The organism is Mesorhizobium sp. M0968 (genome assembly GCF_040319065.1).
Taxonomy (GTDB): domain Bacteria; phylum Pseudomonadota; class Alphaproteobacteria; order Rhizobiales; family Rhizobiaceae; genus Mesorhizobium.
The window spans coordinates 1-12,873 of the sequence record NZ_JAMYNL010000056.1 but is presented as its reverse complement, the minus strand read 5'-3'; the positions used below and the strand labels follow the sequence as shown (position 1 = coordinate 12,873).

The following is a 12,873-nucleotide window of genomic DNA, read 5'->3' as shown; positions in this document are numbered from 1 at the left end:
GCCGGCGACGGCCATAGAAACCGGCCCTTCTCGAGCCGTTTTGCATACAGCGACATGCCGAGCCCATCATGCCAGATAATCTTGATCAGATTGCCGCTGCGGCCGCGGAAGACATAAAGATCGCCGGCATGCGGATCCCGGCCCAGCGTCTCCTGAACCTGCAGAGCGAGGCCTTGCATCCCGCGACGCATATCGGTCCGGCCGACCGCCAACCAGATCCGCACCTGGCTCGGAACCGGGATCATGAAACGCCCAGCGCCTTCACCATCGCTGCCGCCAGTGTTGGCGGCGTGGTCAGCGGAATCCGCAGCCGCACCTTGCCGGCGACCTCCAGCTCGATCACCGCTGGGGATGCCGCCGGCCGCGAAACGGCGACAGGCTCATCGGGAGCCACGACAACTTCGGCAAAGCCCGTCTCGCGGGCTCTCACCGTGCGGCGCCACTTATAGATCAGGCTGGTCGCGACATCGTACTGACGCGCTACCGCCGCCACTGTGGCCCCGGGCGCGAATGCCGCGGCCAATATCCGGCACTGATCCTCTTCACGCCAACGACGACGACGCTCCGGCCCGGTCAATAACGTCACATGGCTCATGCTGTGCTGCTAACTGCGCTCGTAAGGGCGACCTTAAGAGCGCAGCCTCGCTACCGTGCCGTCCTCTCGCAAGGCGGCCTTCGCCGGAGGGTATCCAGACGGTTACCCAAAGAGTTGTTGCACCCCCAAAGTCGGCCTGCCCCAGTGCGAAGGCGAGATAGTAGAACGATCCAAGGCCGCGTATTCCAAAAAAAGCAATGAAGGCCTTTTCGCGTGATGGCGCCGGAAATCCGATCAGTCCGACCCATGCCGCGATCGGTCGCACAATGAATAACACCAGCGCGGTAGTGGCGATCACCTGCCCGCTCAAGGCGTTAAAAATCGACCCTTCAGCGATCGCTGCCCCAAAGCAGACCAGCAGGACCATCATCAGCAATCGCTCAATCTGCTCCGCGAAGTCGTGCAAGCTTTCATGATACTCATGCTGCCGTTCGATGGATCGCAGCGCGACTGCTGCGACAAACACTGCAAGGAAGCCGTAGCCGTGAAGGACTTCGGTCGAGCCGTATGCGAGGCAGGTGATACCGAGCGCAACAAAACCGTCTTTCGTCTCTGACAAGCCCGACCGTTTCGGCAGACGAAACGTGGTAGCCCATGACTTTTCCGCCCAGCCAGCCAATGACAAGGCCGGCTGCAATCTTCCAAAGGACATCCACGAGGACCCAATGTGTGAAGAACGGCTCGCCGGACGCTCTGAACAGCGCAATTGCGATGGCGAGATAGACGAACGGAAACGCCGCTCCATCATTGAGGCCGGCCTCTGAGGTAAGGGCAAAACGCACCTCGTCCTCCTTGCCGGATTGAGGTGGGCCAACCTGTATGTCGCTTGCCAGAACAGGATCTGTTGGCGCGAGAGCGGCGCCAAGCAGGAGTGCGGCGGCAAGACCGAGCCCCAGAATTGACCAGCCGATGAACGCAATTCCTGCGATCGTCAGTGGCATGGCGACGCCAATAAGGCGCCAGGAGGACTCCCAACCGCGCCAGCTCACTGGCCGGTCCAGCTTCAGGCCAGCCCCCATAAGGGCGATGATGACCACCAACTCGGTGAGACGCTCTGTCAGGACCCGGTTTTCAAGTGGGTTCACTCCAATGAGCGGAGAGAAAGGTGACCAAACCAAGAGAACCCCGACCGCGATGCAAACCATTGGCAGCGAAAGCGGAAGCTTCCTGAGGAGCATGGGCAACCAGGCCGTAAGGAGCACGATTGCTCCAAAGACCGCCAACACAAGGGCATAGGACTGCATGCCGGCCTAGACCGTTGAATCCGTGTTCGAGGCGCGAAGCTGCTTCCAACCCGAACACAAGCAGGCACTCCTACTCACCCAACCTTCGCCCGCCATGTGCTCCCTCCACCGTCGCTCGACCGAGGGTCAGCCTACACGGACATGCGTAGAGAATCCCAGGCAAACGTTTAAAGATGATCTTGGATAGGCGGTGTCGCTTAGAAAGGCTCTCCTAATCTGGCCATGGATTTGTACGACCATTTCCGCGCGCCGAGGCGACAGCAATCGTTCAGCTTGCTGCCGCCGACCGTTTGAAAGCGATGGTCACCTTCGTTCCTTTGTTGGCGCTGGACTCTACGGCTAGCTGGGCCTTGGCGTTCTCGGTCAGCGATCGCGCGATCAGCGCTCCGAGCTTGCCTGGCTTGGGCCACATCTCGCCGTCCGGCAGCCCGATTCCGTCGTCCGCCACTATAACCCGGCAGCCGTCGCCATCGACGATGCTGTGCAGCGTTATCGTGCCGCCATCGCGGCCCCGGAACGCATGCTTAAGGGAATTGGTCAGCAATTCGTTTACGACCAGTCCCGCCGGCATGGCGACGTTTATTGACACCGGATATGTATCCACCTTCATATCCAGCCGGATCCCCTCGACCGCATGCGAGCTCATGACCGCGGACGCGATCTGGCTGAGATACACACCAAGGTCGACCTCCTCCTTCGGCTCGTCGGCGGTTAGCGTCTGGTAGAGGATCGCCAATGCGTCGACGCGACCGGCGAGCCGCTCAAACCGTCTCCGGTCGGCCTCGGTCGCGTTGCGGCTTTCCAGCCGGATCAGCGCGGTGATCATCTGCAGGTTGTTCTTCACCCTGTGCTGCAGTTCGCGAAGCAGTGTGTCTTTCTCGCTGACACGCTCCTCGGCCGAGCGCTGATCTCCCACCTCGCCGTGAGCCGATACGTCGACCAGGGCCACCAGTCGGAAACAGACCTTGCCGTTGTCGTCCTCTATCTCGTTGGAATAAACGTCAACGATCGCGGGTTTATCCTCGCTGCGCTCCAGCCTGAAGGTGCCGACCAAATCGGATTCCTCGACCACCACCTCGGCTAGCGGCCTGTCCTTTTGCTGATGGAGGCCTGTGCCTAAAAGGGCCGCCCAGTTTTCTCGGGTGAGCCTTGCGGACGTCAGGCCTGACAGTTTCTCGAATTCCGGATTGGCGTAGACCACGCGCTCTTCAGCGGCAAGGTCCGAAACGGCAATGGCAATCGGCACCTGGTCAAGGAATTTCTTGAACTGTTCACTTTCCAGTGCGGTTGCAAGGTCAGGTGTATCAAGCAACTGCTCGACGGCCTCAGCCTTTTCCGAATCCGATGTCATTTGCGCGCCTTTTCTGCGCGGATCATATCAACAATGCGGCGCGCCTGCCATCGCCGAAACTTGAGTTGCATCTCACGTTTCGCATCAGACGCAGTTCCGGGTGGCCGCATGTGCGGGGCCATCGCGTACAGCAATTCAGACTCGAGGTGCCTGGCCGCGGCCAGACTTAAGACTCCGCTTTGGGGACGAAAAGTTTCGCGCCCAGCACAAAAGATCTCGTGGGAAGGGAGATGGCCGGCACCCATCGGGGCGTTGGGAGGGCTTGGAATAGGTGCCGGCAGGGGAACAGCCTGAGAACAGATTGCTACGCTTTTTGCAACTCAACGCTACGGTACCGGGCGGGACGACGTGGCACAAACGGCGCTTCCGAGCGTTCGCACCGTTGACGGATAAGGCTTTGCAGGGATGCTGCGGGACGGCTCGGGATCACTGCAAGCGAATTTCAAGACTGGTGCCTTATACCGCTCGGCCTCCCAGAGCGCCGGCTCCCGTCCCAGGTCTATTCTTCTGCAGGGTCGGTCGTTCGCAAGCTCACGCTCTGAACCCAGCGGGCACGATCCTTTTTGCGCTCGTGTACCGCCAATAACAGTGATCGTCCGTTGCTCAGCAGGGCGAGTGCGTCGCTCGTAAAGCGTGGGGAAACGCGAAGCCACGTCGTCCAGCGCCGCGCGCCGCGGATCTTGTCGATGAGCCCCATTCCCCGGGGTGGCTTGTAAATCGGGATATGCCTACCGCGGTATTGCCGATATTTGGGCGAGCCGTGCTCGTCGCGCTCTTGCACATCTCTGAGTGTCGCACATATGTCGCCTGAGCCCAAGTTGTCGCCATAGATTGTGACCTCATAGGTGTCGCCCGCCCGTTCCTCCGGGTAGGTGGATTTTCCCGCGACCGTCAGTCGCGTGGTGAACCGATAGAGCGGATTGTCATCATCTGAGTCCCAAGCGGATTGCGGCGTGTAGACGTTGTACTTGATGGCAGCTTCGTCACTCGCATCGCATCGCTGACGTTTGGACGAACTGCCGACCCGACAAGGTGAGTGCCAAACACCTTGTTTACGAGCTGATCTTACAAGCCCGTCGCGGCCAAATCATCTCCGTCAAAGAGACTATCGCAGACGTGCGCCGAGAGGGGCCACATCTGGTGGAATGTGACTGCGAGCTGGTGGAGCTTATTGTCGAGATTGCCCCAGCCTTTGGCCTGTTTGTCGCGTTCGACCTTCGCGAATAGCCGCATGGCTCTCCACTGGTTGCCCCCGCCCAGTCTACGTCAGAACCAATACTCCCGACCGGAAGCTAGCCGCAAAGCAAGTCCTTCTCTACATTCCACCCATGGCAATCCTTTGGTTCTCACCTCCGGTGTACGTGAAGACGGAGCATGACGGCTTCCGCTACGGGGTCCACCACGTTGAGGCTGCGGCCGAGGAACTCGTCTTGTGGACCAAGCGTGGCCCTAAGTGGCAAAAGGCGGAGCGCGCCTGTATGAGTGCCATCAGCGGCAAGGTGTCTCCACAGCGGGCCCGTGACGCGTTCGAGGAGGCTGCCAAGGAGGAGGGCATGTCTTTCCTGAATAGGAGTTCTCATGGCTCGCCGTTGGTTCAACCCTCGGTCCCCGTCGAGACCGAGCGCCCAGGGGAAATCCGCAACGTCAACAACGCCGAGACAGCCGGCGAGGAGCTGATGAAGTGGACCAAACGTGGCCCTTGCTGGGACCTCGCAGTGCGCGTTTGCCACGCCGTGATATTCGACGAGATGGAGCCTGAGGAGGCTCGTAAGGCATTCCTGGCTGCTGCCGAGGAGGAGGGGACGTTACTCCCCCCAATGGCAACTAGCTAACTGGAACTGCGGTAAAGATTCTCTTACCAACACCCCGTTGGCGAAAGGAGTCCGCCGCCCGAAAGGATGAGGCGACGGACCCCCACAGCGGCTGCACACGCTCGAAGAATCCATCGCTGCGAACTCTAAACCCGCGACGGCCTACGTTGTTCCTTACAACCTGGGTTGATCGGCAGGCTGGTTCCGCTCTAAATTTCCTCTATGGCTCTCCATTGGTTCAACCCTCCAGTCTACGTCAGGACCGACAGACCTGGCATCCGGTACGGGGTTAGCCATGTCGAGGGTGCCGCCGAGGAACTCATGAAGTGGACCAAGAGGGGGCCTACGTGGACGCTGGCGGTGCAGTCCTGCATCGACGCCTTTCAGGACCGAGTGTCACCCGACGATGTCCGTAAGGCCTTTGAGGAGGCCGCCAAGGAGGAGGGCGTGCTCGTTCTGGAGTAGGAAGCCGCGTGGCAATGTTATCCCCTCGTCTTCGTAAGGAGGTCGATTATACCCGCGATTCTCGACAGTCGCGCCTCTGCGCGTGACAGTCCTCATGTGAACTTCTTCGCCGAATACGAAAGAGCTGGGCCGAGAATGTACTCCCTCCATTCGTTTCAAATTGTTTCAGAATATTTTTCCACTCGTAAGTTACGTTCCGAAACATAGTCTGGTGTAGCAATCCAATAACTCTCCGAGATCGTTATCGCTGAAGTAGCAGGCATTGAAACTGCTGCTATGAGGCAAGTATCAAAGGAGAGTGTCATGGCAAATTTCGTTAAGAGTTTCGCCACAGCTTTAGCCGGTGGTGCACTTGTTTTATCTCTATCGTTTCCTTCCAGTGCGGCGGGAATTAACGTCGGTGCCGGCGCATCAATTGGCGGCCCAGGCGGCATCAACGCTGGTCTCGGCGCTTCGATCGGCGGTAGTGGCGGCATCAGAGCGGGAGCCGGCGCCTCGATCGGTGGGCGCGGCGGAGTGAATGCCGGCGCTGGTGCTAACATAGGCGGCAGCAGGGGCATTACCGCCGGTGCCGGTGCTAATATTGGCGGCAGGAGTGGTGTCACCGCTGGTGCTGGCGCCAACATAGGCGGCACGAACGGCGTCACCGCTGGGGCAGGCGCTAACATAGGTGGCAGGAGTGGTGTCACCGCCGGCGCCGGCGCAAATGTAGGCGATACTGGCGGCGTTACGGCGGGGGTCGGCGTCAACGTTGGTGGCACGGGTGGCGTCGGCGTGGGCGTCGGCGTGGGCGTCGGCGTTGGTGGCGGTACCGTTCCCGGCACCCCTGGCACTCCCGGAACGCCGGGGACACCTGGAACGCCAGGGACGCCGGGCACCCCGCCGAGCGTTGTTGCTCAGCTGTCCAGCAGCCAGCTGATTCGCATGAAGAAGCGCTGCGCCGACGTGCTCAGCAGCGAAGGCTTGTATGACAGCGATCTGCGTCAGCTTTGCATGCTGATTGCGCGTCGCTGAGGAGAGTGCGGCGTTAACGGGAGCGTCGAATCGGCCGTGAGGCTTTGACAACACTCTCCTGGCCTCGCGGCCGGGCCCGTCACTCGCAAGGTGGCGGGCTTCTCTTGGTTAGTCGTTTCGCTGGGCGGGAGGAAGCGAGCAGCGGGGCTACACTCCCTCTACTGGTCTCCTGTGTCCCTGTGCCGCCCTCGGCCCTGAGGAGAACTTCAGGGGAGACTATGGGGTACCGCGCGGCCGTCATTCCATCTCCGCGACGTCGCCGCCGACAAAGAGCGTCGTTGGCTCGCCGTATTCGCCAAGCGCAGGGTCGGCTTCACGCGACCACGCAATGACACCGGCATGTTTCCCCGCCAAGACCTTGGAGTCCTAATCGCCCGGTCTTCTGTCTGCTGCTCGGCTGGCCCAAAGACAGGCTGAAGGTCGCCAATCTCATCGCGGTCGAAGACGGTAACGACGATCAGCTTCGGCGCCTTTTGCTGCGGCGTCAGGTTATCTGACATGGAGGTCCTCTTTCCGCTAGGCTAAGAGCCGGTTGAAATTGAGCGGTGGAGGGGGCAGAACCTCAGTAATCTCGAATAGAGGCACCGATAGGTCCCCTTGCTCTGGCGCTACGTGCTTTGCCTCAAGGTCCGTTATTTCCTTGTCGCGTCTGGCAATCCGGCTCTCCAGATTGGCGACACGCTCAGTCAGCAAATACCGTCCAATAGCGAACCCGTCACCTCCGAATAGCACGGCAAACGTGGCGAAGACTGCCGGGTTGGCCGCCAGCAGCGCAGAGTTGCTTCCAATGAAAGCGATAAGGTCATGCATCGAGCGCGGCCACATTCGAGGCCGACTCGTAGGGAGCAAAATGAGCTGCAAACGGTGTGGCAAGAACGACTACATGCACGCCGAGACGCAAACACGCATCGGCGCGGGAGGGGCAGGGCATTCGGGTTACGCGGCTCGCCGAGATCAGGATGCTGCGACGGGTCATCTGGAGGGATGAGGACTGAAGGCCGCCTGAGCCAGGGGCGGAACGTTCCAAAGACGGGAGATAAACAGCGGGTCTCAGCGATTTGGAAATTAGTCCTTTGGCTCGATCCGAACTGAGTATCGAATGGGACCGTTGCTAACGTATCCCGAAGGGGGGCCTTCGAACTTCAATTCGATGATCTCATCGAACACAATTAGTGGTTCGAGCTTCAGTGCGATTGCCGCCAGCTTTTTTTTGAACGGCGAGGCTAGAGGGCCCAACGACCGGAGAAATCTGGCATCCAACAGATAGGATATGCAATCGGCGACGGTACCATACGCGGACCGCTTAGTGCTGTAGTGGAGTTCCCCGAGGTTTCCGTTGTCGATAGACATCTATCCTCCGCCAATAATCGACGTCAGATTGTCGATATTCTGGATACTGACGCCACTTCTAAAGCCAATAGTTTGCTACTTAAGGCCACACCTGGATAAAGGACGCCAAGCGGGATATGCGTGGCTTCTGTCGGGCTTTGAGATGGACCGGCAGAACTTCGAGAGCGCGGCCAAACAGGGGCGCGGCAATGATTCGGCAGCCAACCCTGTGAGCAAAGTCCCCGGTATCCACATACAAATTTCAGCGCAGGCATCAGGGAACCGAAGCTGAAAAGACTTTTCAATGCCCAACTGGCTGAGAACGAGATACGTGCCTCCGAAAAATCACGACCCAGTGCAGTTCGATCTACTCGACTGAGCAGCGAGCGCCCGATCGCCAAGATCATCGGCGCCATCCCCGGCATCGCGGACCTGGAGGGAACGCTGCACATCGTGCCGATGCGGAGGCGGGCATGAGCCTGGCGGCCTTACTGATGCAGCCTGAGCCGGTCCATGGACGCGTTTGCTTCGGCCAACCTAGCCAGCGCTTGCTCGACCTTTTGAGCCGAGGTGTCAGTGCGCTTGATGTGCCGGATCATTTGCCGCGTCAGTCGCCCGAGCCTGGCGGCGCGATATACATCGCCATATCTCGCAGTTTCAAGGTGGAGGGTCGCGAGCCTCATGGGCGACGATTCCAATTGTCTAGCGGTAGAATTCGCGAATCCGCCTTTCGTTCCGGTGTCGACCTTACGCTTGCAACGAGCTGGCCGGAGGGCCGTGACAAATGAGAGGCCGGCCCTCACATTTTGCTGCGCGGTCTGATGCGCTAGCCGTGACATATGGGGCAGCGGCGCATCGGAAGGCTTTCACGGCCCGGATGGTTCAACCTGTGCGAACTCCATCAGCGCTGGTGGGATCGATCTTCGTCAACCGGGATCTGGCCTCCAGCACGCGCCGTTGCGCAGTCCGTATCCTGCTGCACAGCGCGATATTGATGCCGACGCCGCAGTCTTCATCCAGCATTTCATTCGCACGTTTAAGGGAAAGCTCCGCTCCCTTGAGCCGCTGTCTGGCTCTCGCCAGTTCCATATCCAAAAATTCCATTATCCTGCATCCATTGCAGTCCCTTCTATTGGTAAACCGCTCGTCGTGGCCGTTGGTTCCGGCTGGCGCGAGCGTCCACCCCAAGCGTCGATATGGAATCTCCGGACTTGGTTCAGTCGGCGGAGCTGGCATGCAAACTTACCCGAAGCGTTCGTTCAACCCTCATAAGGCCACACAACTCCTCCGCCACCCGCAAGGAAGGAGCGTATGTGAGACCATGACGATCTCACCGCATTCCAGTTCGGCCAGGGCCTGATCAGCCCCGCCGGAACCAGGTGGACGACCGCATTGCGGCATGGCTTTGACGCCGTCATCGAGACTGGTCTCGTCCTCCTAAGCCCTTGCCGCCGCAGGCGGGATTATGGTGCAGCCGCTCGAACGGCGACCGGATGTGAGTTTGACACGTGCAAACGCGCAGATCAGGAAACGGGCTCAGACCTCAGGTTCATGTGGCGGTAGGGATCGCGCTGCTTGTGCCGAATGCATGATTGAAGGGCCGATCGTCAGCGTCGTTCTCGTGAGACTGTCCCTGGGATCTCCCTACACGACCTCTCTTATGGCTGGTCTGGCGCAGGTCGGGTCTCTGCCTGCAACGGCTTCCCCGACCTTCTTCCCCTGACCGCGAGCGGTCATTCCTCGCGCAACAACAAGCTCGGCTGCCGCCGTCCTTTGCTGACGCTACGGTCCACAGGATGCAGTCGGCCCGATCGTCGCCTCACGACCGCTATCGAGGCCGCACAGGGCAGCTTCGGCAACCAGTCAGGAGAACGACAATGGCTAGCATCGGCAACTTCCAGCAATCGGACAACAACGAGTTCAGCGGCGAGATCGTCACCCTCTCCCTCCAGGCCAAGAAGGTCCGTATCGTCCCCGATACGCGCGGCAGCGGCGAAAACGCTCCCAGCCACCGGGTCTTCGTCGGGCGCATCGAAATCGCGCCGCCTGGTCCAAGCAGTCCAACGAGGGTCGCAGCTACCTGGGTCTCAAGCTCGACGACCCGAGCTTCACCGCTCCGATCTACGCCAACTCGTCGAGGGCGAGGACGGCCTGGGCTACAGCCTCATCTGGTCACGACCGAACCGTCGCAACGGCGACTGAGCAGCCTTGACAGGACGCCTCGGACCGAGCGGGCGTCCTCTAGAAACGACCACTCACAGCTCAGAGCCACAGCTCGCGTGGGCGCGGCCCGAGAGCGTCAAGGGCGAGTTCTCGCTCATCTGGTCCCGCCGGGGCGGCGAGTGATCCGAGCTAACACGAAGCCCCGCGCAAGGCGGGGCTTCGCCATGTTCAGGTACGCCACTGCATGGACCCCTTATCAGGTGCAGCACGCTATACTTTGACGGGTGCCTTGCGCGCCTTCTTCACCGGCGACTTGACTGCCGTTGCGGCTGGTGTCGCTGCTGCCGCGCGAGCAGATCGTTTTGGTTTTTCTGCCGCAGCTATTTCTGGCGCTGCCGCCTTGCGTCCCAGGCCTGTTGATTTCGCCAGGGCCGAGCGGGTGGCTGCGTAATTCGGCGCCACCATCGGATAGTCGGAGGGCAGGTTCCATTTCTGCCGGTATTCGTCCGGACTCAGATTGTAATGCGTTCCGATATGCCGCTTCAAGGATTTGAACTTTTTCCCGTCTTCCAGGCAGATGATGAAATCAGGTGACACTGACTTCTTGATCGACACCGCCGGCTCCAGTTTGGCTGCGGTCGGAGCCACAGGTGTGCCGATCCCTTGCAAAGCGACATAGACGTCCCCGATCAGCTTCGACAACTCGCCGACTGGCGCCGGATTGTTCGAAGCGTAGGCGGAAACGATGTCGACGGTGATTGATACGAGATCAGCCTGGTCGCTTGGGTCTGGAGAAACGGTCATCGAACATTCCTCTTGTCCAAAGGGCGCTTTGAAACGGATGGTCTGTCTATTCGCCAATCAGGCAAATAATTCCTTACTCGGCCAACAAACCTCATTCCGTGCAAATATCAAGCAGGCAATTTTCGCTGCGATCGTTCGGTCCGGCTGCAGACAAGTTGCCGATCGCGTCGAGGAAGCAGGAAGGCTTTCCCGCTCGCTTCTGCGCGCGCCAAGCGCACAGCCCAACGCAACCCAGCGCCACGAATCATGGCTCCTGCGTCGCAGGATTGAGCCATGAACAATTGTCGTCGCGACACTCTGCGCCGCGACCAGGACCGCGCCGCCGGCATTGAATTGGCCGCGCGCGTATCTCTTGTGGGCTCATCCAAGCTCTTTCAGGTGGGCTGCACCGCCTCGGGCCGATCGGCAGGATGGACGTTGCTGATATGGCAGCCCGCATGCGCCCGAACGGCTGCCAGCCTACTGGCCCAACGAATATCTGACGAACGACGTGGCGCTTTTGAAGCACTTGCCATCCCGCAGCTGACAACTCGTTTGCCACCACGGCGCCGCGAGCCCATCGAGCCCCTTGCGCAGTCGGTATGACCGAGCGCCAGATGCAGCTTCACGCCCGCCGGAACGACGATCAATGATGCGTTCTCCGTTGCTGCCAGATGCAGCTTGACTGCATCCGCATTGCTGCCGGCGGATGCAAAGACGCGCGCCCACCGTCCAGTTGGACTGCCATCATGCCGTCCGGCGGCCGCACGAGATTGCGAGGGCCGGCGGTTCGGTTTCCGCCTATGAATGAGCGCAACCGTTGCCAATTGCGGCCCCTTGCGAGCGGCCAGGCCGAACTCGACACGCCAGCGGAACACCATGCTGGTGGCAACGCCGTGGCGGCGACACAACCTGCGCTACGGCGACGCTGGGCTTCTCCATCTCATGCACGATCGCCTGCTTCTGCGCGTCGCTGAAGCAACGCCGGTTCGACCGCCCGTTAACCCGCGGTATCAAGGATTGGCGCCGCACGCATTAGCAGCGCTGCTTAATTGAGCCCCGGCACTCGGATGCAACAGAGATCGCCGGTCCACTTCGGCTTCGAATTCCTCGAGACGAGCGCGCCATTTGCGCAGCGCATGGGGCGAGAGCCCGAGCGCCGCGGCATATTCGGCAATTCCCAACCCGCTCCAGTTCATCACCTCCACATGCATGCCCCAGAACGCCTGCAAGGTAATCAGACCCGTATCCGTGCGCACGCTGTAGCGGTGGTGGCGCGGGCTCTCGTGTTGGTTCGGCGGTCCTTTCCTGCCCCGCTTTTCCGGCTTTTCCTGGCGCAATTTCCGCAGATATTCAGCACGTTTGCGCCGATCGTCCGGGCTCACCAGATGGCGCACCCACAGCTCAGAAATCTTCGTCGAAAGCTTGCGCCGGCGGCAATATTCCTACGCCTCAAAGCGGCCCCGATACCAGGTCGCGACATGCGTCGACCAGCACGGGTTGTTGGCCTTGTCCCAGGAACGTTGAGGGACGGCCGGAGGTCCTCCTCAATAACAAGCAACATGACTCCAGGATGCATACCCAAAACGCCCGCCTCATCGCATGAAGGAGCCAAATCGAGAGGCGGGGGAGCGGGGTAGATACACCTTTAGCACGGGCTTGGCAGCGCCCGCTGGCCTGCCGGCCAGGAGACTGTCATTTGACCTTCGAAGCGAAACACCGCTGCGTGGACTGCCGGCAACCCAAGCTTGATGCACGCATCATGTACCAAGTAGTGCGTGTTGAAATTGTCCGACCCATCCACAACAACTTGGTATTCCGGGAATATCTCTTCGACATGATTCTTTGTTAGGCGGACGTTGTGAGTCCTAACGGTCGTCGTCGGATTGAGGGCGCTCAGTGCCTCCTTTGCAGACTGGACTTTCAATCTGCCGACGCGGGCATCGGTGTGCAGGATCTGTCGCTGAAGATTGGAGCGATCTACCTTGTCATCGTCGACCAAGCCGATCGTACCTATTCCCGCTGCCGCGACTGACGCCCTCAAGGCCGGCTGTGCAGAAGCGATCGAGCAGCTCTTCTCCGCGGCCGAGGATATGGTCGGAGTAACGAAGGACCGGA

General features: G+C 60.1%; 14 protein-coding genes and 2 pseudogenes. 5 read left to right on the top strand and 11 right to left on the bottom strand.

Annotated elements, in window-relative coordinates; all coding sequences use genetic code 11:
• The 5 genes from tnpB to NKH67_RS33350 form a co-directional block, all read right to left on the bottom strand.
• The coding region (gene tnpB, locus NKH67_RS33365) for an IS66 family insertion sequence element accessory protein TnpB (RefSeq protein WP_353032960.1) at positions 1 to 245 on the bottom strand (245 nt) is incomplete at its 3' end.
• Positions 242 to 523 (bottom strand): transposase, encoded by a 282-nt coding sequence (locus tag NKH67_RS33360; protein WP_353032958.1) that lies wholly within the window; start codon positions 521 to 523, stop codon positions 242 to 244. The genes NKH67_RS33360 and tnpB, both read right to left, overlap by 4 nt.
• Before the next feature lie 19 nt (positions 524 to 542).
• Entirely contained in the window at positions 543 to 1,118 is a 576-nt protein-coding gene (locus NKH67_RS34280) for a cation:proton antiporter domain-containing protein (RefSeq protein WP_502893849.1), read from the bottom strand.
• Positions 1,015 to 1,839 carry a cation:proton antiporter domain-containing protein gene (locus tag NKH67_RS33355; RefSeq protein WP_502893847.1) on the bottom strand — a complete coding sequence of 275 codons (825 nt, stop codon included), beginning with the start codon at positions 1,837 to 1,839 and terminating at the stop codon, positions 1,015 to 1,017. The genes NKH67_RS34280 and NKH67_RS33355 overlap by 104 nt, the downstream gene beginning before the upstream one ends.
• A 268-nt stretch (positions 1,840 to 2,107) precedes the next feature.
• Positions 2,108 to 3,190: a sensor histidine kinase gene (locus tag NKH67_RS33350; RefSeq protein ID WP_352929151.1), complete on the bottom strand. Its 1,083-nt coding sequence runs from the start codon at positions 3,188 to 3,190 to the stop codon at positions 2,108 to 2,110.
• A gap of 1,328 nt (positions 3,191 to 4,518) precedes the next feature.
• Between NKH67_RS33350 and NKH67_RS33345 the strand changes: the two genes are divergently transcribed.
• From NKH67_RS33345 to NKH67_RS33335, 3 genes are all read left to right on the top strand, one after another.
• Positions 4,519 to 5,022: a DUF982 domain-containing protein gene (locus NKH67_RS33345; RefSeq protein WP_353032956.1), complete on the top strand. Its 504-nt coding sequence runs from the start codon at positions 4,519 to 4,521 to the stop codon at positions 5,020 to 5,022.
• Positions 5,023 to 5,223: 201 nt separating this feature from the next.
• On the top strand, positions 5,224 to 5,466 hold the full coding sequence (locus NKH67_RS33340) for a DUF982 domain-containing protein (protein ID WP_352929149.1): 243 nt from the start codon (positions 5,224 to 5,226) through the stop codon (positions 5,464 to 5,466).
• A gap of 303 nt (positions 5,467 to 5,769) precedes the next feature.
• Positions 5,770 to 6,480, top strand: coding sequence for a hypothetical protein (locus NKH67_RS33335; protein WP_353032954.1), 711 nt, complete (start codon positions 5,770 to 5,772; stop codon positions 6,478 to 6,480).
• Between the two features lie 237 nt (positions 6,481 to 6,717).
• Here NKH67_RS33335 and NKH67_RS33330 read toward each other — a convergent pair.
• Positions 6,718 to 6,980, bottom strand: a pseudogene (locus NKH67_RS33330) (hypothetical protein).
• A gap of 1,711 nt (positions 6,981 to 8,691) precedes the next feature.
• Positions 8,692 to 8,913, bottom strand: coding sequence for a hypothetical protein (locus NKH67_RS33325; RefSeq protein ID WP_353032952.1), 222 nt, complete (start codon positions 8,911 to 8,913; stop codon positions 8,692 to 8,694).
• 773 nt (positions 8,914 to 9,686) lie between these two features.
• Here NKH67_RS33325 and NKH67_RS33320 point away from each other — a divergent pair.
• A pseudogene (locus NKH67_RS33320) lies at positions 9,687 to 10,011 on the top strand (DUF736 domain-containing protein).
• A 231-nt stretch (positions 10,012 to 10,242) separates the two neighbouring features.
• Here the strand turns inward: NKH67_RS33320 and NKH67_RS33315 are convergent.
• Complete coding sequence (locus tag NKH67_RS33315) at positions 10,243 to 10,776, bottom strand: Ros/MucR family transcriptional regulator (RefSeq protein WP_353032950.1); 534 nt, start codon at positions 10,774 to 10,776, stop codon at positions 10,243 to 10,245.
• Here NKH67_RS33315 and NKH67_RS33310 point away from each other — a divergent pair.
• Positions 10,718 to 11,053, top strand: a complete 336-nt coding sequence (locus NKH67_RS33310; protein ID WP_353032964.1) for a hypothetical protein — start codon at positions 10,718 to 10,720, stop codon at positions 11,051 to 11,053. The two genes, NKH67_RS33315 and NKH67_RS33310, sit on opposite strands and share 59 nt — an antisense overlap.
• A 97-nt stretch (positions 11,054 to 11,150) precedes the next feature.
• Here NKH67_RS33310 and NKH67_RS33305 read toward each other — a convergent pair whose 3' ends face one another.
• The 3 genes from NKH67_RS33305 to NKH67_RS33295 form a co-directional block, all read right to left on the bottom strand.
• Positions 11,151 to 11,636: a hypothetical protein gene (locus NKH67_RS33305; RefSeq protein ID WP_353032948.1), complete on the bottom strand. Its 486-nt coding sequence runs from the start codon at positions 11,634 to 11,636 to the stop codon at positions 11,151 to 11,153.
• 132 nt (positions 11,637 to 11,768) lie between these two features.
• Positions 11,769 to 12,152, bottom strand: a complete 384-nt coding sequence (locus NKH67_RS33300) for a hypothetical protein (protein ID WP_353032946.1) — start codon at positions 12,150 to 12,152, stop codon at positions 11,769 to 11,771.
• A 251-nt stretch (positions 12,153 to 12,403) separates the two neighbouring features.
• The gene (locus NKH67_RS33295; protein WP_502893848.1) at positions 12,404 to 12,799 is read right to left on the bottom strand and encodes a ThiF family adenylyltransferase; all 396 of its coding nucleotides are present in this window, start codon (positions 12,797 to 12,799) and stop codon (positions 12,404 to 12,406) included.
• Positions 12,800 to 12,873 lie beyond the last annotated feature (74 nt).